Raw genomic sequence first — 22,337 nt, 5'->3', positions numbered from 1 at the left:
GAAGCATAATAAATATGCACATGTAAGAATGCAAAGAAAGGCATAAAGTATGAGTGACAACGATTCTAAGTCAGGAGATAACAAGCTTCTCTATTGTTCGTTCTGTGGCAAGAGCCAGCATGAGGTCAGAAAGCTAATTGCGGGGCCTTCAGTATTCATTTGTGATGAATGTGTTGAGCTATGCAATGATATTATACGTGAAGAGATAAAAGAGATATCACCTAAGCAAAAGGCTGACGCTTTGCCAACGCCAAGTGAAATTCATGCCCACCTTGACGATTACGTGATTGGTCAAGAGCATGCAAAGAAAGTATTATCTGTTGCGGTATATAACCACTATAAGAGGCTAAAAAACGGTGATGTTCACGATGGTGTAGAGCTTGGTAAAAGTAATATTCTGCTAATTGGCCCTACAGGTAGCGGTAAAACATTATTAGCTGAAACTTTAGCGAGGTTGTTGGATGTGCCATTTACAATGGCCGATGCAACAACACTTACTGAAGCTGGATATGTTGGCGAAGATGTAGAGAACATTATTCAAAAATTACTTCAAAAATGTGATTATGATCCTGAAAAAGCCCAGCGTGGGATTGTGTATATTGATGAAATAGATAAGATTTCGCGAAAGTCGGATAATCCATCAATTACTCGAGATGTTTCTGGTGAAGGTGTACAACAAGCACTGTTAAAATTGATTGAAGGAACCATCGCTTCTGTCCCACCACAAGGCGGTCGCAAGCATCCTCAGCAAGAGTTTTTGCAAGTAGATACATCAAAGATATTATTTATTTGTGGTGGTGCATTTGCAGGCTTAGATAAAGTGGTTGAGCAACGCTCTGCAAAAGGAACAGGAATAGGGTTTGGGGCTGAAGTTAAAGCTGACTCACAATCCGAAACGATATCAAGCCTGTTCAAAGATGTTGAGCCACAAGATTTGGTCAAATATGGATTAATTCCTGAGTTTATTGGGCGTTTGCCGGTCGTTACCAGCTTAGAAGAGCTAGATGAAGAAGCCTTGATTGAAATTCTTCAAGCGCCTAAAAATGCCATAACCAAACAATATGCAGCGCTTTTTGCTCTTGAGGACGCTCAGTTAGAATTCAGAGAAGATGCATTAAGAGCTATTGCGGCAAAGGCGATGTCTCGTAAAACAGGAGCTAGAGGTCTACGTTCAATTGTTGAGGCTGTTTTGCTTGACACAATGTACTCTTTACCTTCTACACCTGAAGTGTCAAAAGTAGTGATTGATGAGACCGTAATTAAAGGTGAATCCGAGCCATTATTGATATACGAAAGCAACGACAAAAAGGCTGCTTCAGAATAATGTAAAGGGCCTGTTACGGCCCTTTTTTGTCCCTACTTTAAACTTTAAAGAGGGGACCCCATATATATAAGCTAATGTTAAAGTTTTAAGAGAGTAAAATGACCGAGAGTACTAATCTCAATGGTATGCCCGTTTTAGCACTTCGTGATGTCGTTGTGTATCCGCATATGGTAATTCCTTTATTTGTAGGCAGAGAAAAGTCAATTCAATGCTTAGAAGCGGCGATGGAAAATGACAAAAAGGTTTTTTTGGTTGCGCAAACTGATGCTGCGATTGATGAGCCAAAAACCGATGAAATATTTGACGTTGGAACAGTCGCCACAATTTTGCAATTATTGAAGTTGCCAGATGGCACCGTCAAAGTTCTAGTTGAGGGAAATGTTAGGGCCAAAGTAACTAACTTTACCGAGCTTGAACCATTTTTTGTTGCTGATATTGAAGAAATACACGATGTCGCAATGGAAGAAAGCGAGCAAGAAGTTCTTATAAGGTCAGCTATTTCCCAGTTTGAAGGTTACGTTAAGCTGAACAAAAAGATTCCTCCCGAAGTGTTAACGTCATTAAACGGTATCGAAGACGCTGCTAGGTTAGCTGATACCATGGCTGCGCACATGCCACTCAAGCTTGCTGAAAAGCAAAAAGTCTTGGAAATGCGCTTAGTATTAGACCGCATAGAGTTTTTGATGGGGCTGATGGAAGGTGAGATAGATCTTTTACAAGTCGAAAAGAAAATTCGAACGCGTGTTAAAAAGCAGATGGAAAAAAGCCAGCGCGAGTATTACCTAAATGAACAAATGAAGGCTATTCAAAAAGAACTAGGTGAGTTGGATGATGCACCTGATGAATTTGAGGCTTTATCGAAAAAGATTGAAGAGGCAAAAATGCCTCAAGAAGCACAAGATAAAGTTAATGCTGAATTAAATAAATTAAAGATGATGTCGCCGATGTCGGCCGAAGCGACCGTGGTAAGATCATATATTGATTGGTTACTTTCTGTGCCTTGGCATAAACGAAGCGCTGTAAAAAGAGATTTGTCAAAAGCAGAAGATATCCTTGATAACGACCATTATGGTCTAGAAAAAGTAAAAGAAAGAATTTTAGAATATTTGGCTGTTCAACAAAGGGTGAAAAAACTCAAAGGTCCGATTCTTTGTTTGGTTGGACCGCCGGGAGTTGGTAAAACATCTTTAGGACAATCTATTGCCAAAGCGACAGGTCGAAAATATGTAAGAATGGCATTAGGCGGCGTTAGAGATGAAGCTGAAATAAGAGGCCATAGGAGGACATACATTGGTTCTTTGCCTATAGTAAGCTGATTCAAAAAATGTCAAAAGTAGGGGTTAAAAACCCACTGTTTTTGCTAGATGAAATCGATAAGATGTCGTCTGATATGCGTGGTGATCCATCTTCTGCATTGCTAGAAGTGCTTGACCCAGAGCAAAATTCAAGCTTCAGTGACCATTATCTAGAAGTCGATTATGATTTATCGGATGTTATGTTTGTTGCTACCTCAAATAGTATGAACATCCCTGGACCTTTGCTCGATAGAATGGAAGTCATTCGATTATCGGGTTACACCGAAGATGAAAAATTGAATATTGCGTTAAGACATTTACTTGAAAAACAAATGAAACGTAACGGTTTAAAAGCAAATGAGCTTAAAATAGAAGACTCTGCGATAATAGGTATTATCAGATATTACACGCGAGAAGCTGGTGTGCGCAGTTTAGAGCGAGAAATATCTAAAATTTGTCGTAAAGCAGTTAAAAATATTTTGTTGAAAAAAGAAAAGGGCCCTGTAGTCGTTAATCAAGACAACTTAAAAGATTACCTAGGCGTCCAAAGGTTTGACTATGGCAAAGCGGACAAAGCAAATCAAATCGGACAGGTGACCGGTTTAGCATGGACTCAAGTTGGAGGCGATTTATTGACGATCGAAACCAGTGCAGTGCCTGGTAAAGGTAAAACGACTGCAACAGGCTCTTTGGGTGATGTAATGCAAGAATCAATCAAAGCAGCATTGACGGTAGTGAGGTCAAGAGCTGAAAAGCTGCGAATCAATGATGATTTTCATGAAAAACGAGATATACACGTCCATGTTCCCGAAGGTGCTACGCCTAAAGATGGGCCGAGTGCGGGAATCGGTATGTGTACTGCGCTAGTATCGTCATTAACGGGTAACCCGGTTAAATGTGATGTTGCGATGACTGGTGAGATAACATTACGCGGAGAAGTATTAGCGATTGGTGGATTGAAAGAAAAGCTACTCGCTGCGCATCGAGGCGGGATTAAAACGGTTGTGATCCCCTACGAAAATGAAAGGGATTTGGAAGAAATTCCTGAAAATGTGATTGGTGATTTAGATATCCATCCAGTCAAATGGATAGATGAAGTATTGGATATCGCGTTAGAAAACCCAGTAAAGTCGTTCAGCGTAGCGTCTTAAAACACAAAGAGCCCTTAATTTAAGGGCGTTTTTATAAGAAAAACGAAAAAAAAACGTTTTTTTCTCTTTTTTTACATTTTGGTATTCACATTCATGCCAGTTGTGCTACCTTAAGAGGGTAATAGCTTAAAGCCTTATTAATAAAGGGCTGGAAGACTTTTATATAATAATTCTAAATAAAAGTGTTGGTGATAGTGAATTATCTTAAGTCGCCATGCATCTAAATTTATTAAAAGCAATATAATAACAACGAAGGGGATCATATTGTGAACAAAAGTGAACTTGTAGATAGCGTTTCAACTAGCGCAGACATTTCTAAAGCTGCAGCTGGACGTGCAGTCGACGCATTTACTAATGCAGTAACAGAAGCACTTAAAGCTGGAGACCAAGTTGCATTAGTTGGTTTTGGTACATTCTCAGTACGTGACCGTGCTGCACGTAGTGGACGCAACCCACAAACTGGCGCTACTATTCAAATCGCAGCGGCAAAAGTACCATCTTTTAAAGCAGGTAAAGCGCTTAAAGACGCAGTAAACTAAGTTTATTTTTTAGTTTTTTCAAAGGCGATGTTTTCATCGCCTTTTTTGTGTGTAAAATTCACTCAAAAGCCTCTTAATCTCTCGCGTATCGTCGCAACAATCGGTATAATCCTACCAAAATTTTATAGACTATTTCATTATCCGTCGAATGATGGTGTAAAACTAAAGGTTAATGTAAAAAATGTTACAGAACATAAGAGAAGGTATACAAGGACCTTGGGCTATTGGTATTGTCGCCCTTATTGTCGTGAGCTTTGTATTTACAGGGGTCGGTAGTTATATAGGCTCATCTGCGAGTGATGCAGTTGCGATTGTTAATGGTGAAGAAATCCCTAGTTCTACACTTGAAACAGCGTATTCCAATGAACGAGCTCGATTAGAAAGCCAATTCGGTGATTCGTTTAGTTCGTTGTTTTCAAGCGAAGCTTATATTAATCAATTTCGCGCAGATGTACTTGATCGTCTAATCAGCGAGAAACTAGTATCTCAAAAAGCGGCATCTATGGGCTTAAGAGTAGGCGATGATCAAATTAAAGAAACTATCGCTCAAATGCCCGAATTCCAATTGCTTGGCCAATTTGACAATGAAATGTATCAAAATACGCTTCAAAGGGCTGGTTTCACACCGACTCAATTTGCTGAATATATTCGAGAGCAAATTACACGAAATCAATTGGCACAAGCTTTAAATGGCTCAACATTTAGTGTTGAGTATCAAGCCAAGAAATTCCTAGATCTTCAAGCTCAAACTAGAGATGCAAATAACTTGATTATTGATATTGCTAAATATCAAGAAACAGTAGAAGTCACTCAAGAAGATATTCAGACCTATTATCAGCTAAATATTACCGATTTTGATACCCAAGAGCAGGTTCGTTTAGCTTACGTTACTTTATCGATTTCAGACTTAGAGGCTAAAGTTGAAGTTTCTCCTGAAGAAGTCCAAACATATTATCAAGATAATATAAGAGCATATACTAGCGATGCTCAGCGTAGAGTGTCGCATATCCTTTTTGAATTAGGTGAAGATGCCGACGCAGTTAGAGAAAAAGCGGCAACGGTTCTTGAACGAATAAAAGCTGGTGAAGACTTTGCTAGTCTTGCTGGGGAGTTTTCTGACGATTTGTTAAGTGCTGAAGATGGCGGTGATTTAGATTTTATTTCTGAAGGCGACTACAGTGGAGCGTTCGAAGATGCAGCGTTTGCGCTTAATACAACTGGCCAAGTGAGCGACGTAGTTGAATCAGAATTTGGTTTACACATTATAAAGTTAACTGACTTTGTCGCATCTACAACAACACCTTTTGATCAAATAAGCGAAGAGCTAACTGCAGAATTAATTAATTCTAAGGCTACTGACGAGTATTTTTCTTTGCAAAATGAAATGCAACGTCTAGCGTTTGAAGAGGCTGATTCACTAGAGGTTGTTGCACAAGCCATAAATAAACCAATAATTGAGACAGGCTTTTTTGAACAGGGTAATTTACCGGCGGGTGTTAACTATCCACAGTTAAATGATATTGCATTTTCTGATGATCTAATTAACGGACAATTAAATAGTGACCTTATTGAGTTAAGTAATGATTTAGTGATGGTTGCTCGAGTAGCAGAACATAAACCTCAACGTACTCAAAGTGTCGAAGAGGTGACAGAGCAAATCACCGATATCCTTAGAATTGAAAAAGCCCAAAACCAAGCTTTTGAATACGCACAAAGCATCCAAGATGCATTGTTGAATGAACAAGATTCTCAATCATTATTAGACGAGCAAGGCTTGACTTGGCAGCTTGTTGAAGCGGTATCAAGAAATGATGCTCAATTGCCTCGTGAAATGGTCTCAGAACTCTTCACACTAGGTTTAGAGCAAAGCGATAATACTTCAATAGTCACCTTAAGTGACGGTAATGTCGGCGTAATTAAGCTATTAGCTGTTAACAACGCTGAACCAGCTGACGAAGCCTTAGTCGCGTCAAGCCAGCAGCAAATTGCTAATCAGCTAGCTCAGCAGACGTATGCGAACTTTATTGATGCCTTACGAGCGGAAGCTGATATACAAATTATCACGCAATAACCATAGCTTCGATACTAACAATAATAATTTAAAAGCAGGCATGAAGTATTCACAACTTAATGCCTGCTTAATTTTTTTGCGTTAATACTTCGTTAGCGTGTGAGTAACCAAATAGTGGCAAAAAATATCACAATCACTGTTGAAACCACCGCAATATAGACATAGCCTTTTTTGCCTTTCTCTATGTTGTAACCATTAGCTTTTAAATATAACGTCCAAGCGACACATAAGATGATGGGAAAAAGAAATATATATTTTATCAAAATACTCTCTCATACCTTAGAAGATTATCTATAGTACGTAAGTTTAAGGTGCAAAGACTAAAAAACAGGTATAAAAAAACCAGTCTGTAAGACTGGTTTTTTGTGCTCTATGTTTATTTACAAACTAAAGAGCATTGATTTGTGCGTTTAAGCGTGACTTATGGCGAGCGGCTTTATTTTTATGAATAAGACCTTTAGTTGCCATTCTATCAAGCACAGGTGCTGCAGTATTAAATGCAGTTTGTGCTGCTTCTTTATCGCCTGCTTCAATAGCAGCGATGACTTTTTTGATGCACGTACGAGTCATGGAGCGACGGCTTGCATTATGCTGGCGACGCTTTTCGGCCTGAATTGCACGTTTCTTAGCAGACTTAATGTTAGCCAAGGTGTAACTCCTAAAAAATGATGTAAAATTAAGGGTGCGGATTATCCAAGTTATTCGCGATTTTGTCAATGAATTAGACACATAAATAACAAAAAACACGAAAATAGATTAACCAATTGCGAAATGTTATTCAAAACGAGCAAATTTATACTTGGTTTTGCTGAAATTCAGTATTTTACTATCGAAACTTTGTTTTCCTGTTTAGAATTGGGCTTACACATTACTACGTTGGCACAGCAGTAAAACGCTTGCATTTTTTAGGTATTTAATTGACATAATGGCGAAAAAGCTTCTAAAGGCAGGAATTATTGTAAGCTCGATGACTTTCCTTTCAAGGGTGTTGGGGCTTGTTAGAGACGTTGTTGTGGCAAACTTTATGGGGGCGGGTGCTGCAGCAGATGTGTTTTTTTTCGCGAACAAAATCCCAAACTTTCTAAGACGTTTGTTTGCAGAAGGGGCTTTTGCACAAGCCTTTATTCCGGTATTGACCGAAGTACAAGCTAAAAACGACCCCAAACAGTTAACGTCCTTTGTTGCTAAAGTGTCAGGAACCCTAGGCGTCATTGTATTTATGACGGCGATTGTCGGAGTTCTTGGTTCCTCTGTCATCGCTGCCGTGTTTGGAACAGGGTGGTTTATTGCTTACTTAAATGATGAACCAAGTGGCCACAAATACGAGCTGGCATCAATACTTCTTAAAATCACCTTCCCCTATATATTTTTTATTTCTCTTGCAGGGTTTGTAGGGGCAATATTGAACACCTTAAATAAGTTCGCTGTAGCCGCATTTACTCCCGTTTTACTCAATATTAGCATCATAGCTTGTGCCTATTTTTTAACGCCGTATTTCGAGCATGGTGCTTATGCATTAGCTTGGGGTGTTTTCATCGGCGGTGCTGTGCAGTTGCTATTTCAATTGCCATTTTTATATCGAGCTAAGCTACTAGTAAAACCACGTTGGGCGTGGTCTGATCCAAATGTCAAAAAAGTGAGAGTGTTAATGATACCTGCTTTGTTTGGTGTCTCAGTGAGTCAAATTAACCTTTTGCTAGATACCTTAATTGCTAGTTTCCTAATGACCGGTTCGATAAGTTGGCTCTATTATTCTGATAGGCTGCTTGAATTTCCTTTGGGTCTATTTGGTATTGCAATTGCAACAGTTATCTTACCAACACTTTCACGCAATCATGTACAAAAAGACGCAGTATCGTTTAAACAAAACATGGATTGGGCATTTCGTCTTATTGCACTTTTAGGTATTCCCGCATCGTTTGCATTAGTCGCCTTGTCAACGCCACTGTTATTAGTGATATTTCAAAGAGGTGAATTTACCTTAGATGATACTCAAATGGCTTCTTATAGCTTAATGGCCTATGGCACCGGTTTGTTTGGTTTTATGCTTGTAAAGATATTTGCGCCTGCATTTTATTCAAGACAAGACACAAAAACACCCGTTAAATATGGCATCATTACCATGGTAGCCAATATGGTCTTTAATTTGATGTTAGCAATACCATTTAGTTATGTTGGTTTAGCAATGGCGACTGCCCTTTCAGGTGCCTTAAACGCCATTCTTTTATATCGCCGATTAAGTTTCTTAGGTATTTATAAAATACCTTCTTCAACGTGGTTTTTTGTTCTGAAAATAGTGTTCGCATCGAGCTTGATGACGCTCTTTGTAGTCTATTTGTATCACAATTTATCTTGGTTTGAGGCTGCTCTGGCTGAACGGGTAAGTAACCTGAGCATCGTAATTGTTTCAGGCGCTTCAATATATGCGTTAGCGCTTTTTGTTCTGGGTATTCGTCCACGCGAATTTATAAATAAACCCTAAATTTCAGTCAATATGTTCTTGAGCACCTGAAAAGTTCATATATTTGGCTTTCTAAGGCGTTGTATTAAAGGCTATCTAGTTTATAATCGGTGAGTTTTGTGCATAGTAGCGCCCATACAGAAGGGTTTGCGTTTTCCTTGCGAAAAATAATAAAAACTTAATTTTGACGGGCTAAGCAGGTAGATAGAATTTCGTGGAACTAATTAGAGGCATTCATAATATTTCTCTGCAACAGCAAGGTTGTGTACTTACCATTGGGAAATTTGATGGTGTTCATCTGGGGCACCAAGCTGTGCTTACAAATTTAATTCAAAAAGCAAAAGCACTTGGTGTGCCATCCGTAGTAATGGTTTTTGAGCCTCAACCCGAAGAAAGGTTTTCACCCGAGACTGCACCAGCACGACTTTCTTTGTTAAAAGACAAATATTATGCGTTAAAAGAACTGGGGATTGATAAGCTGTTGTGTATTCGGTTTACACGTGTTTTTTCGAGTATGACTCCTGAAAATTTTATAAAAAGTTTATTAGTCGATAAACTCGGTGTTAGATTTTTAGTGGTAGGTGATGATTTTAGGTTTGGCAATCGTCGCTTAGGTGATTTCCAGATGTTGCGCTGCGCATCTGAGGTTTATGACTTTGATGTTGTAAGCACTGCTAGTCTTAAAAAACTTGATTGCAGAGTAAGTTCCACTGCAGTGCGTGAAGCACTTGATTTAGGCGATTTTGTCGGCGCTACCGAAATGTTGGGACGACCTTTCACGATAAGTGGCAGAGTAGTACATGGTGAACAAAATGGAAGAACTATTGGATATCCAACTGCTAATGTACTGTTAAAACGTCATAAAACACCACTGATAGGTGTTTATGCCGCTAAAGTCAAAACAATGAAGGGAACTTTTCCAAGTGTTGTAAATATTGGCTCAAGACCTACTTTGAACGGCCAGCGAGTGCAATTAGAAGCGCATCTGTTCGACTTTAGTGACGACCTGTACGGACAGACTATATCCGTTGAGTGCGTGAAAAAAATAAGAGATGAAGAAAAATTTTCGGACTTCTCTTTATTAAAAAAACAAATCGACATTGATGCTAGCAAGGCTAGATCAGTGTTGCAAAAATAGATTTCAATTTGAATACCGGACCTTAAAATGACTGACTACAAATCCACATTGAATTTGCCTGATACCGCTTTCCCAATGCGCGGAAATTTGGCTAATAGAGAGCCAGAAATGCTGAAAAAGTGGAATCACAGTAAACTTTATCAAAAAATAAGAGATGCAAAAAAAGGCAAGAAGCCTTTTATACTGCACGATGGTCCTCCTTATGCTAACGGTGATATTCACATTGGGCACGCAGTTAACAAAATACTCAAGGACATCATCGTTAAGTCAAAAACCTTATCTGATTTTGATTCGCCCTATGTACCAGGGTGGGATTGCCATGGATTACCAATTGAATTAATGGTAGAGAAGAAGGTTGGAAAACCGGGTAAAAAAGTCTCTGTTGCTCAGTTTCGGGAAAAGTGCCGTGCGTATGCAGAGCGTCAAATTGAAGGCCAAAGTAAAGACTTTCAGCGTTTAGGTGTACTAGGAAATTGGGCACAGCCTTATAAAACTATGGCATTTGAAAGCGAAGCAAATATTGTCAGAGCACTTGCAAAGATAGTCCAGTCGGGTCACCTTGAAAAGGGGTTTAAACCTGTTCATTGGTGCACAGATTGTGGTTCGGCGCTAGCTGAAGCTGAAGTAGAGTATCAAGATAAAGTATCACCAGCAATTGACGTAGCGTTTAGTCTTGCTGATGCCCCAGGTTATAGCGCTGCATTTGGTATTGATATATCTGAGCTAGATAGTATGCCAAGTGTTGTCATCTGGACTACAACGCCATGGACAATACCTGCCAATAGAGCAATTAGCTTGCATCCTACATTAGAATACTCCTTAACAAGTATGACTGTTGGCCAAAATGCACAATATTTTATTTTAGCGAAAGATTTAGTTGAGCAATGTGCAGTGCGTTATGGCGCAAGTGAGACGAAAATATTGGCCACATGTGAAGGAAAAGCGCTTGAAAATCTCAAGGTGATTCACCCACTCTTATCATTGGATGTGCCTCTTATACTTGGTGAACATGTAACGACTGAATCAGGCACAGGTTGTGTGCATACTGCGCCGGCGCACGGTGTAGATGACTTTAATGTAGGCAAACAATATGACATTGAAGTATATAACCCGGTTGGTCCAAATGGTGTCTATGTTGAGGGGACTCCATTATTTGAAGGAATGCATGTATTTAAGGCTAATCAAGCAATTACAGAAGCGTTAGAGCAGCATGATGCTTTGATCTTGAATGTGAAATATGAACATAGTTATCCGCACTGTTGGCGACATAAAACGCCTATTATCTTTAGAGCTACGCCTCAATGGTTTATTAGCATGGATAAGGGGGGTCTGCGTGAGCAAAGTTTAGCGCAAATTAAGCAAACAAAGTGGATTCCGAGTTGGGGTGAAAATCGTATCAGTAGTATGGTAGACGGACGACCTGATTGGTGTATTTCTAGGCAAAGAACATGGGGAGTCCCAATTTGTCTTTATATACATAATGTGACCGGCGAAATTCACCCAAAGTCGGCTGAGTTTATGGAAACAGTTGCGCAAAGTATTGAAAGCAAAGGAATACAGGCATGGTGGGATTTAGATGATGCCCTTTTACTAGAGGAAGATCTAAAAGACTACACCAAAGTAACGGATACCCTAGATGTTTGGTTTGATTCTGGCGTCACGCATTTTTTCGTCGTTGACCAACGTGATGATATTCCTGCAACTGCTGATTTGTATTTGGAAGGTTCCGATCAACATAGAGGCTGGTTCATGTCTTCTTTAATGAGCTCAACTGCTATGCATGGGCATGCGCCTTACAAAGAGGTACTAACTCATGGATTTACTGTTGATGCAAATGGCAAGAAAATGTCAAAGTCTGTGGGAAATGTGATTGCTCCTCAAGAAGTAACCAATAAATTAGGCGCTGATATCTTAAGACTGTGGGCTGCTTCAACTGATTATCGCGGTGAGATGACAGTCAGCAATGAAATATTAAAGCGCTCTGCTGACTCTTATCGCAGAATAAGAAACACGTGTCGCTTTTTGTTGGCTAACTTAAACGGCTTTGATCCCAAAACAGATTGTGTTGCGCCTCAAGACATGGTTGCATTGGATGCTTGGGCTGTGGAACGAAGCAAACAAGTCCAAAAAACGATCATAGATGCATATAACGAATACGATATGCTAATCGTTTGTCAAACATTGATGCAGTTTTGCTCGATTGAATTAGGTAGCTTTTACTTAGATATTATAAAAGATAGACAATATACCGCTAAAGCTGACAGTGTTGCTAGGCGGTCTTGTCAAACTGCGATGTACTATATTATGGAGTCAATGGTGCGCTGGCTTGCGCCTATTTTGAGCTTTACTGCACAAGAGCTTTGGGAATCTATGCCCGGAGAACGAGGCGAGTTTGTGTTTACCGAAACATGGTATGACGGCATTCCAAATAGCCAAGTATTGTCAGACGCTGATAACTTTAGTCATCATTATTGGCAAAAAGTAATGGATATTAAAGCAAATGTGAACAGTGCACTGGAAAAAGCCCGAAATGCCAAAGAGATTGGCGGGTCATTAGAAGCTGAAATTACCTTGTACTTAAATGATGAGGACATAAGGGTTTTGCAGGCATTAAGTGATGAACTTAGGTTTGTTTTAATCAGCTCAAGTGCTCGTATTGAAAGCTTAACCAATCTGCCGACAAATTTAAGTAAAAATGAAGGCGATACGATGGTCGTTGACGTTTCAAAATCAACAAATAGCAAATGTGTACGTTGTTGGCATCATAGAGAAGAAGTTGGAAAGGATCTTAAACATCCAGAACTATGTAACAGATGTATAGAAAACGTAGATGGTGATGGAGAAACAAGACAATATGCTTAACCTAATCAGGAATACAGGGTTTAGATTTCTTTGGATATCAATTATTGGGTTTATCCTTGATCAATATACAAAATACCTTGTACTAAAAAATATGGTGTTGTATCAGTCAATAGAAGTCACAAGTTTCTTTAACCTAACCTATGTCCATAATTATGGTGCAGCGTTTAGTATTTTGTATGATGCTGGTGGATGGCAGCGTTACTTTTTAAGTGCAGTGGCGCTGATTGTTAGTGCCGTTATTTTGTGGTGGCTAAAGCAATCTTCAAAACAGCAGATCTTACTGCCCGTTGCATTTGCTTTTATTCTTGGTGGAGCGCTTGGTAATGTGTATGACAGAATTGTTTATGGCTACGTCATTGACTTTTTGGATGTCCACTACGCTGGATATCACTGGCCTGCTTTTAATATTGCAGATTCCGTTATATTTATTGGTGCCGCTTTGTTAATTATTGATATGTTTAAAAATAGTGATTCTCAACCTAATGATGGTACAAAATAATATGAACAACGTGATTTCAGATGACAGCGAAGTTATTTTGCATTTTGATTTAACCTTAGAAGATGGCTCAGCGGCAGATAGCACTAGAGCAAATAATAAGCCTGCTAAAATGGTGATGGGAGACGGTAGTTTGACTCCTAACTTTGAAAATTGTTTGCGAGGTTTAACCATCGGAGATAAGAAATCATTTACCTTAAACGCTGACGATGCTTTTGGAATGCCTAATCCAGATAATATTTACTATGTCGATAGAACAAAGTTCTCAGCAGATATGGAGTTAAAAGAAGGTATGATTATGGGGTTCTCGCAGCCTGATGGCAGTGAACTTCCTGACGTGATTCGCAGTATCGCAGGCCATTCGGTGACAGTTGATTTCAACCATCCCTTGGCAGGTCAAACCGTTGTGTTCAATGTAGAGATTCTGGACGTTAAATAATATGACTTTGCAAATACATTTGGCCAATCCACGAGGGTTTTGTGCAGGCGTTGATAGAGCCATTACTATTGTGGAGCGAGCTTTAGACCTATTCGAGCCTCCAATTTACGTTAGACATGAAGTAGTTCACAATAAATTTGTAGTAGATAGTCTGCGCAAAAGTGGTGCTGTTTTTGTTGATGAAATTAGTGAAGTACCTGATGATGCAATCGTTATTTTTTCAGCGCATGGTGTTTCACAAAAAGTAAGAAAAGAGGCATCTGATAGAGGCCTAAAAGTGTTTGACGCTACTTGCCCTTTGGTGACTAAAGTCCATATGGAAGTCGCTAGAGCTAGCAAACGAGGAACAGAGTGCGTATTGATTGGGCACCATGGACACCCGGAGGTCGAAGGTACTATGGGCCAATATAATAATGCGGATGGTGGGATCTATCTTGTTGAAGACATTGATGATGTTGAGTCATTAACTGTCAAAGATCCTGAGCAATTGTATTATTGTAGCCAAACTACCTTATCAGTAGATGATACGGCTGATGTTATCGATGCTTTAAGACAAAAATTTCCTAAAATTGACGGGCCCAGAAAAGACGACATTTGTTATGCCACTCAGAATCGGCAAGATGCAGTGAGAGACTTAGCATCAGATTGTGACGTACTACTTGTAGTTGGCGCACAAAATTCTTCTAATTCTAATCGCTTACGCGAGTTGGCAGAAAAAATCGGAGCAAAGTCTTATCTTATCGCGGACCATAATTGCATTCAAAAAGAATGGCTAACTGATGTGAAGAATATCGGTGTTACTGCTGGGGCATCCGCACCAGAAGTGTTGGTTAAAGGTGTGATTGATAAATTAATAAGCTGGGGAGCAAGCAAAGCAACCGAGCGAGAAGGCAGACCAGAAAATGTTGAGTTTGCCGTACCTAAAGAATTAAGGGTTAAACAAATCACTTAGTCGTAAGTATGTTTTTTACAAATATTACAAGCAATTAATGCATTTTTGTTGTTACTTGAACAAACTTTTAGTACAGTTTCGATTGTATATTTATACGCTATGCTAACAAGTAATAACCAAGGATTGAAAAATGTCGGTATTATGGGTGAATGAAAGATCCCTTTAGCTGATGTTAAGAGTAATGAAATATTTAAATAATATCAAAAGTATAACGACTAATTTACCTTTGCCTACGCTACGCGAACCGTCAGTTCATGGTCGCCGTTCGCAGGCTGGACTGGGAATGGTAGAAGTATTGGTAACCTTGTTTGTGTTGTCAATAGGCTTGCTAGGAGTTGCGTCATTACAATTAAATGGGTCGTTTGCAAATAAAGAGGCATTGGCAAGAACCCAAGCCGTTATGGTAGCTCAACAGATGAGTGAACGATTGCGCGCCAGTACAGTAAGTTCTGCTACCACGGATGGTTTTGTTGTCAGCAATACCTATTTTGATGCCAACATATATAATTTTGGTAATCTGTCTGGTGCATGTAGCGGTAATCCTTATTCTTGTTATTGTGAAGCAATTCCCTCCGGCATTCCAAACTGCCAGACTGGTCAATGTGACGCTGATGAAATTGCACGTTTTGATGCTTATCAAATGTCGTGTGCTGCTACTAAAGAAAACCCAAATGCACAACTCTCAGTGACATGTAACGATTTAATTACCACCGACCTTGATGCCTGCACTGCAGGCTCAATACATACTATATTGGTGACTTGGCCGCAAACAAGTTGGCGCGGTGAAAATAAGGAAGCCAACGCTCGATGTAATGCGTCGGGGACAGCTAACTTTGACTGCGTGGCTGTGGAGGTAACACTTTGAACATGGCCAAGCAAATAAAACGTAACAAAGCATCTGGCTTTACTTTAATTGAGTTAATGATTGCATTAGCTTTGGGAGTCGTCATTTCGACTGCTGTAATACAAATACTAGTTAGTAACAGCGTCACTGATCAACTCAATAGGGCGATTGCCAGTACTCAAGAAAGTGGTAGGTATATCATTTCTCGAATGAGAGATGAGCTACTCATGGTGGGCTTATACGACAGTTTGTCTCCCAACCTAGCCATGATTGTTGATCCGGTTGAAGAAGAGATATTCGTTAGGACCCACCCCGTTCCGATTCCGGGCGATTTCGCAGGTTTTCCATTAATCGGAGCTCGCCAAGGTGCAGGCGGTGCGAATGATGAGCTTGTGATAAGCCTTCAAGCAGAGCGTGACTGCCGAGGCCTTCAATTGGGTTATGCAGATGACGAAGAGTTTTATGTTGTAAACCGTTATTTTGTTCAAAACAATCAGCTTCGTTGCGTAGGTTATGACGGTCGCGTGTTAAGGGGCCAAAAAGGCGCAGAAGACAACCAGGGCGATGCAGCTTTTACCTTGCTTGATAATGTTGAGAGATTTCAAGTGACTTATGGCGTAACCAATAGCGTATTTAGTGGCAACACACAATTGCCCACGCGATATGTAACGGCCGACCAGCTAGCAGCCGTATACGCAAGTGATGACCAAGTGGTTGCGATCCGATTTGCGATTTTGATAAAAGGCGAAGGCGATCTGCAACTAGACGAAGCGAAGACATTTAAATTATTAAACGAAGCACCGATTACTGCTCCAGACGCAGGTTTATATCGGTCCTTTGAGACAACAGTTACATTAAGAAATATGAAGAATTTTTCAAGAGGTGGTGCATGAATAAGCAAAAAGGCGTGGTGCTAGTATTTGCACTACTAGTTTTGGTATCAATTACAATTTTGGGTGTTTCTTCTGTATCTAGCAGTATCTTACAGTCCAAGATGGCGTCTTCTATCGAGAGAAAAACCATTGCATTTGATGCTGCTGAAGCGGCTATTGCTGGTGTGGTTTTTGAAGCAGAAGATGAGTCAGTATTAGTTGACCCCAATTTATTGGATCCTCTATCTGAAGCTAGGTTGCTAAATGAAATCGATTTGTTAAATGACCCATTAACGTGTTCAGATAACAACCGTATTAATCGCTGGATGACGAATACTGGGCTTCCATTCGGAGCACGTCATACCACGCAAGCGACATACAGCGAAAACCCTCAAGTGACTAGTTGGTCACGAACAGCATTTGTTAGAGAGCAGGCTTGTAGAGGATCAAGTAATGTCATAGGCGGCAGTAATGTTAATTGCCATTTTTTCATTGTACGTGGTTGTGGGCAAACTGGCGGTGCCGGTTATGTAGTAGCCAATACGTTGACCGCTTCGGTGTTTGCGCCAGCGTCTGTAAACTAAGGTAGTATCTAATGAAATCAAATAAAATTCACATTTCGCTTTACGCATGTTTGTTGAGCTTTTTGGTTAGTTTCAGTGCTTATGGCGATGACCTAGATATCTATTTAGGCGCAAATAATCAACAAGTGGTCTATAACCCCAATGTTCTTTTCATTATGGATACCTCAGGCAGTATGTCTGGCCGAGATGGTACAGGCTTAACTCGTATGCAACGCGTACAAAATGCAATGCGTCTAACATTAACCGAAGCAACTAACATAAACGCAGGCTTGATGCGCTTTTCTGATTTTGGTGGACCTATTTTGTACCCGGTCCGCAATATCGATGATCCTGTTAGGCCTGAGCTTGTAGTGCCAATTAGTCAGGGTAGCGATGATGCAACCGAAGTCACAAGTGGTGTCGACTTAAATAACAACGAGCTAGTATTGTCCAGTGGTACGCAGCAAACAACAACAGGATTGCGTTTTGACGAGCTAAATGTGCCACAAGGTGCGGTTATTACAAATGCATTTATCAGATTCTCATCAAGAGGATTAAATAATCCGCCAACCGAGTTTTCAATCAAAGCCGAAAATACCGGCAATTCAGATACCTTTGAAGCTACTAACAACAACATCACAAATAGAGAATTGACTACAACTGAGGTACTTTGGGATTCGAGCACTGCTTGGCCGGAATTTGAAGAAATTATTAACACGCCAGACTTATCTAGTGTGATACAAGAAGTTGTTGATAGAGCAGATTGGTGCGGCGGAAATAGCCTTTCAGTCGTTATGCAGACACTAAATAGCTCTATAGGTAGCTCTAGACGTGCATTTTCACATGATGATGGAAACAGTCGCGCCCCTCAATTAGTACTGAGCTATGATGAAACAACGGCTACTGGATGCGTGAGAGACAGGGTGCGTTTGCAGGTGCAGTCACAATCTGACAACTGGGAAGAAGACACCAATGGTTACATGAATACTGGTAGTGAGCTTACCATGACATCTAACTCTAACTCAGCGGTTGCAGTACGCTTTACTAACGTCAGGATTCCTAAGGATGCGAAAGTATCTAATGCATATCTAGAATTTTCTGCATGGGCAAATGACAGCGATACGCCTGCTCGCATAAGAATACGCGGGGTAAACCGAAATAACCATGGAAGATTCCCAGTTGATGATCGATATGTGCTTCGCGACATCGGCAAAACGAGTAATTCAGTTAATTGGGACAATATCGGTGCATGGGCTCAAAATGGCGTGTATCAAAGCCCAGACTTATCACAAATAATTGAAGAAATAACATCTCGTGATGGCTGGAATGCGGGTAACGCCATGGTTATGGTTATGGATAACTTTAACTCTGCAAAACGGGGTGCCTATACCGCAAGTGGTTCAGCATCTCGCGCAGTTAATCTAGTCATTGAGTATGAAGGTAACGCAACACCTGAAACAGCATCAACCGTAAGAGATCTATTGATTAGCAAAATTGATGAGCTTAACACTCGTGGATTCACGCCTATTGTAGATACTCTATATGAAGCCACTTTATATTATGGTGGTTTACCAATGGATTATGGCCGAAAGCGTGGTGAAAGTAGTGTGTCGACGTCACTAAGGCAATCAACTCGGGTCAGTAACAGAACGTCTTATCTTGGTGCTGACCCAATTAGGCCGTTTGGTTGTACCGAAGATAATTTAAGTAGTGTTAATTGTGTTGGCGAGCAGATTCCACTTGGTGCTCAATATATTTCACCAATTCAAGACTTACAGTGTCAAACAAACAACCACATTGTTTTGTTGTCTGACGGTGTAGCTAACAACAACCACAGTGTTGGTAAGATTCAATCACTAATCGGCAGAGCATGCACGCCGGGCGCTCCTGGAGGCGAAGCGTGTGGATTAGATTTAGTACGTAATATCGCTGACAGAGGTGATTCGGCGATTGATGCGCGTATTATTACTCACACAATTGGTTTTGCGGCTAATGCCACTGCAAATAGCTTCTTGAATCAATTAGCCCTGCAAAGCGGTGGTGGCTTTTATCAAGCGGACAACAGCGAGCAGTTGTTATCTGCATTCCAAGCAATTCTACGTCAAGTTAAGGATGTTAATTCAACCTTCGTTTCGCCGGGTGTAGCGGTGAATCAGCTAAATCGTTTATCCCATAGAGATGAGTTGTATTTTGCTTTGTTTAAGCCGGCTGAAGGTGCCTTATGGCCTTAGCAATCTGAAAAAATATAAAATTAAAGATGACACTATTTTAGACAAAAATGGCTTACCTGCGGTTGATTCAGGTACTGGTTTCTTCAAAGATACTGCTCAAAGTTATTGGTCGGCGATTGCTGATGGCAACGATGTGCGTGAAGGTGGTGCAGCTAGTCGTTTAGATTTAGTTCGAAATGTCTACTATTTTGATAATATCCTATGCCCAATTATTAAGACTTCGCACGTACTTGATGAAAATAATAACGACCTGACTGCAGCTGATTTCGCGGTAGACACCTTGCCTGACTCGGAAGTTTTGCGCGAGCAAGTTATAAAGTGGGCTCGTGGTGTAGATGTTAGAGATGACGATGGTGATGGCTCTGTAACAGATGTTAGATTACAAATGGGCGATCCGATTCACTCTCAGCCAGGGATCGTCAATTATACCGAAACAGATGCTGCGGTATTTATCACGACAAACCATGGCTTTATTCATTCTATCGATGCAAATGATGGTACAGAGAATTTCGCCATTGCACCTCGAGAATTGTTGAAAAATACTTACGACATATATCGTAATGGTCCGACACTTAATCACCGTTATGGCATTGATGGTGATTTAGTGATTAGGCAGTTTGACGATAAAATCTATTTGTATATCGGTATGCGTCGCGGTGGTAATAACTATTATGTACTAGATGTTACTGAAAAAATGAATCCAAAGTTAGTGTTTACTGTCGATGGTGGCCAAGGAGACTTTAAAAACCTTGGGCAAAGTTGGTCTAGGCCAATTATTACGAAAATGAAATTTGGTACTACAGAGAAAAACGTCATGATTATTGGTGGCGGATATGACGAAAGCCAAGATGAAAAGATTGTGCGCTCGCCAGACAATGTAGGCAATAGTATTTTCATCGTTGATGCTGACAATGGCGATCTACTATGGTCAGCTAGCACCGAGGACGCTGACTTGATCGTACCAGAGATGCAATACAGTATCCCTGCAAGAATCTCGGTTATTGATCGTGATAACGATAGATTTGCAGATCATATGTATGTTGCAGACACTGGCGGCCAATTGTTTAGATTCGATATTTATAACGGAAAGCCTACAAATGAGCTTGTTCGTGGTGGTTTAATGGCGACGTTAGGTGGCGATTCAGCTCAAGAAAATCGTCGATTCTACTACGGACCTGATGTGTCTGAATTGGTTTTGGCTGATAAGAAGTACTATGCGGTAGCGGTCGGTTCAGGCTTTAGGGCTGGACCTCTAGATACTGTTATTGAAGATGAGTTTTATGTGATTAATGATGGTGGTGTGTTTGAAGTTGATGAGTTTGGTCAATACGGCTTGCCAACTACCCCAATGACATCTGCTGATTTGTACGACGCTACTGCTTCGGCATTGGCATCAAGCGATAATACAGAGCGAGAGTTGGCCGCTGAAGCATTCGCTAATAGCGAAGGTTGGATGCTACAACTTACTACTGCTGGTGAGAAGGTACTAGCGTCTCCATTAATTATCGATTATAAGGTATTTTTTACTACTTATATTCCATCGTCATCAAGTGATAGCTTATGCGCTCCACCTACAGGGAACAGCAGAGGATATTTAGTTAATCTAATTGACGGAACGGCCGTTACTGATCTTGACCGTAATAATGAGTTAACAAATGAAGACAGGTATGCAGAGTTGTCTCAGACAGGTATTGCACCTGATACTAAGATTCTTATTGAGAACATCGTAAAACCTGTAGTATGTTTGGGTGCTGAATGCGTATCTGCAGTCATCGAAGTCGACGAGAATGGTAATGATGTCCAATGCGGAACAGAGTTTGAATGCTTAGCTCAAAATATTTATGGCCGATTCCAACGCATCCAAAAGGATGTGTGGCGTACAGAAGTTGAAAGAGCTAACTAATTCTTAGCACTTTGATGGTGTTCGCTTTTGAACTAATAAAGGGGCTAGTATGCATAGTAAAACTAAGATTGATCAAGGCTTTACCTTAGTAGAGCTTATGATTGTGGTGGCAATTGTTGGTATTATAGCGGCCATCGCTTATCCAACATATTCTAATGTTGTCGCAAACAGCGCACGAAGTGCTGCTCAAGCTGACCTAATGAGCTTTGCTAGTGCCATGGAACGTCACAGTGCATCTAACTTTACATATGCAGGCGCTGCGGCAGGAGGCTCAGATACTGGGGCTCCTGGTATATTTGCCAGCCATAGTCCTTCTAGTGAATCAGCAGCTAATAGAAAATATGATCTTACTATCGTGAGAGTTGGGCCTAATGGCCAGACATTTGAATTACAAGCGACACCTGTCGCTAATTCACCGGTCGATGGAACAGGTTCATTGTTTTACTTTAGCGATGGTAGAAAGGCATGGGATCAAGACAATAATGGGGCGGTTGCAACCAATGAGTTCTGTTGGAATTGTTGATTAGCAGATAATCGCAGCGCCGTTGTTCCTATCGTGGATTTGGTCACCACCTCTATCCTTGCTGATACTTATCCTACCTTGAAGGCTCACAAATAGCGCGCGAGTGTATATGTCTTGTTTGTCTCTAGTACATACTGCCATTGTGGCAGGTGAACTAGTAATACCACTTTCATAAAATTTTATGACTCTTTTGGGGCCGACTGTTTTAATTCTTTTCTTGCTAGCTGTTTTTATTCTTAATATTTGTTCTTGCCCGTCTACTGCCCCGCTATTGTCTGCATCGTGAAATACAATCAAAGGTAATTCCCACGACTCGCTACAACGTTTATGATCTTTGCTAGGACAGATAGTAATTGTGATGTGTTGTGAAATCGAAGTATATTTTGCAAAATGAAAGATGCTGCTTATTTCATTTATGTGTGAACGGATCATAACTTGAGTAATAAATTGATTTAACTGACTACGCCCAAGCGTTAATAAAATTGAAAAAATAGCTATTGTTATCAAAAGCTCTAATAGTGTAAGACCACCTTGTTCTTTTTCGATAGGGATTAAAAAATGGGGAGGTAATGATAGTTTTGCCATTATCTTGCTCGTTGCTTTTCATAAGTACGAGCAAGTATAAATTGGAGATTAGAAAATCCTACTGAACTTTACGTGTGTTTTTTCCTTC

Annotated in this window: 15 protein-coding genes and 2 pseudogenes; 15 read left to right on the top strand and 2 right to left on the bottom strand. The window is 40.3% G+C overall.

Annotation, left to right across the window (positions count from 1 at the left end):
* The first annotated feature begins 49 nt into the window (after positions 1-49).
* The 4 genes and pseudogenes from clpX to ACZ1G6_RS10825 all read left to right on the top strand — a co-directional run bounded on the left by clpX (position 50) and on the right by ACZ1G6_RS10825 (position 6,380).
* The gene (clpX, locus tag ACZ1G6_RS10840) at positions 50-1,324 is read left to right on the top strand and encodes an ATP-dependent protease ATP-binding subunit ClpX (RefSeq protein ID WP_472616314.1); all 1,275 of its coding nucleotides are present in this window, start codon (positions 50-52) and stop codon (positions 1,322-1,324) included.
* Between the two features lie 98 nt (positions 1,325-1,422).
* Positions 1,423-3,770 (top strand): annotated as a pseudogene (gene lon / locus ACZ1G6_RS10835) (endopeptidase La).
* A 266-nt stretch (positions 3,771-4,036) separates the two neighbouring features.
* The gene (locus tag ACZ1G6_RS10830) at positions 4,037-4,309 is read left to right on the top strand and encodes an HU family DNA-binding protein (protein WP_472616313.1); all 273 of its coding nucleotides are present in this window, start codon (positions 4,037-4,039) and stop codon (positions 4,307-4,309) included.
* Between the two features lie 181 nt (positions 4,310-4,490).
* Complete coding sequence (locus ACZ1G6_RS10825; RefSeq protein ID WP_472616312.1) at positions 4,491-6,380, top strand: SurA N-terminal domain-containing protein; 1,890 nt, start codon at positions 4,491-4,493, stop codon at positions 6,378-6,380.
* Between the two features lie 387 nt (positions 6,381-6,767).
* On the opposite strand, the gene rpsT is transcribed toward ACZ1G6_RS10825, so the two are convergent.
* On the bottom strand, positions 6,768-7,028 hold the full coding sequence (gene rpsT, locus ACZ1G6_RS10820; RefSeq protein ID WP_472616311.1) for a 30S ribosomal protein S20: 261 nt from the start codon (positions 7,026-7,028) through the stop codon (positions 6,768-6,770).
* A 277-nt stretch (positions 7,029-7,305) separates the two neighbouring features.
* Between rpsT and murJ the strand changes: the two genes are divergently transcribed.
* From murJ to ACZ1G6_RS10765, 11 genes and pseudogenes are all read left to right on the top strand, one after another.
* Positions 7,306-8,862 (top strand): murein biosynthesis integral membrane protein MurJ, encoded by a 1,557-nt coding sequence (murJ, locus tag ACZ1G6_RS10815; protein WP_472616310.1) that lies wholly within the window; start codon positions 7,306-7,308, stop codon positions 8,860-8,862.
* 193 nt (positions 8,863-9,055) lie between these two features.
* Positions 9,056-9,979: a bifunctional riboflavin kinase/FAD synthetase gene (gene ribF, locus ACZ1G6_RS10810; RefSeq protein ID WP_472616309.1), complete on the top strand. Its 924-nt coding sequence runs from the start codon at positions 9,056-9,058 to the stop codon at positions 9,977-9,979.
* Positions 9,980-10,006: 27 nt separating this feature from the next.
* Positions 10,007-12,841: an isoleucine--tRNA ligase gene (gene ileS, locus ACZ1G6_RS10805; RefSeq protein WP_472616308.1), complete on the top strand. Its 2,835-nt coding sequence runs from the start codon at positions 10,007-10,009 to the stop codon at positions 12,839-12,841.
* On the top strand, positions 12,834-13,340 hold the full coding sequence (gene lspA, locus ACZ1G6_RS10800) for a signal peptidase II (RefSeq protein WP_472616307.1): 507 nt from the start codon (positions 12,834-12,836) through the stop codon (positions 13,338-13,340). Before ileS ends, lspA begins: the two co-directional genes overlap by 8 nt.
* A gap of 1 nt (position 13,341) precedes the next feature.
* Positions 13,342-13,776 carry an FKBP-type peptidyl-prolyl cis-trans isomerase gene (gene fkpB / locus ACZ1G6_RS10795; RefSeq protein WP_472616306.1) on the top strand — a complete coding sequence of 145 codons (435 nt, stop codon included), beginning with the start codon at positions 13,342-13,344 and terminating at the stop codon, positions 13,774-13,776.
* Positions 13,777-13,783: 7 nt separating this feature from the next.
* Complete coding sequence (ispH, locus tag ACZ1G6_RS10790) at positions 13,784-14,728, top strand: 4-hydroxy-3-methylbut-2-enyl diphosphate reductase (RefSeq protein WP_472618976.1); 945 nt, start codon at positions 13,784-13,786, stop codon at positions 14,726-14,728.
* Between the two features lie 181 nt (positions 14,729-14,909).
* The gene (pilV, locus tag ACZ1G6_RS10785) at positions 14,910-15,593 is read left to right on the top strand and encodes a type IV pilus modification protein PilV (RefSeq protein ID WP_472616305.1); all 684 of its coding nucleotides are present in this window, start codon (positions 14,910-14,912) and stop codon (positions 15,591-15,593) included.
* Positions 15,594-15,595: 2 nt separating this feature from the next.
* Positions 15,596-16,465 (top strand): PilW family protein, encoded by an 870-nt coding sequence (locus ACZ1G6_RS10780; protein WP_472616304.1) that lies wholly within the window; start codon positions 15,596-15,598, stop codon positions 16,463-16,465.
* A complete protein-coding gene (locus tag ACZ1G6_RS10775; RefSeq protein ID WP_472616303.1) occupies positions 16,462-17,028 on the top strand; it encodes a PilX N-terminal domain-containing pilus assembly protein in 567 nt (188 codons plus the stop codon). The genes ACZ1G6_RS10780 and ACZ1G6_RS10775 overlap by 4 nt, the downstream gene beginning before the upstream one ends.
* An 11-nt stretch (positions 17,029-17,039) precedes the next feature.
* A pseudogene (locus tag ACZ1G6_RS10770) lies at positions 17,040-21,141 on the top strand (PilC/PilY family type IV pilus protein).
* Positions 21,142-21,190: 49 nt separating this feature from the next.
* Positions 21,191-21,664: a type IV pilin protein gene (locus ACZ1G6_RS10765; RefSeq protein ID WP_472616302.1), complete on the top strand. Its 474-nt coding sequence runs from the start codon at positions 21,191-21,193 to the stop codon at positions 21,662-21,664.
* Here ACZ1G6_RS10765 and ACZ1G6_RS10760 read toward each other — a convergent pair whose 3' ends face one another.
* Positions 21,665-22,249 (bottom strand): GspH/FimT family protein, encoded by a 585-nt coding sequence (locus ACZ1G6_RS10760; RefSeq protein WP_472616301.1) that lies wholly within the window; start codon positions 22,247-22,249, stop codon positions 21,665-21,667.
* Positions 22,250-22,337 lie beyond the last annotated feature (88 nt).

The organism is Glaciecola sp. HA4-3, assembly GCF_055693685.1.
The sequence above is the reverse complement of the archived record's forward strand: the minus strand, read 5'-3'. Positions and strand labels throughout refer to the sequence as shown.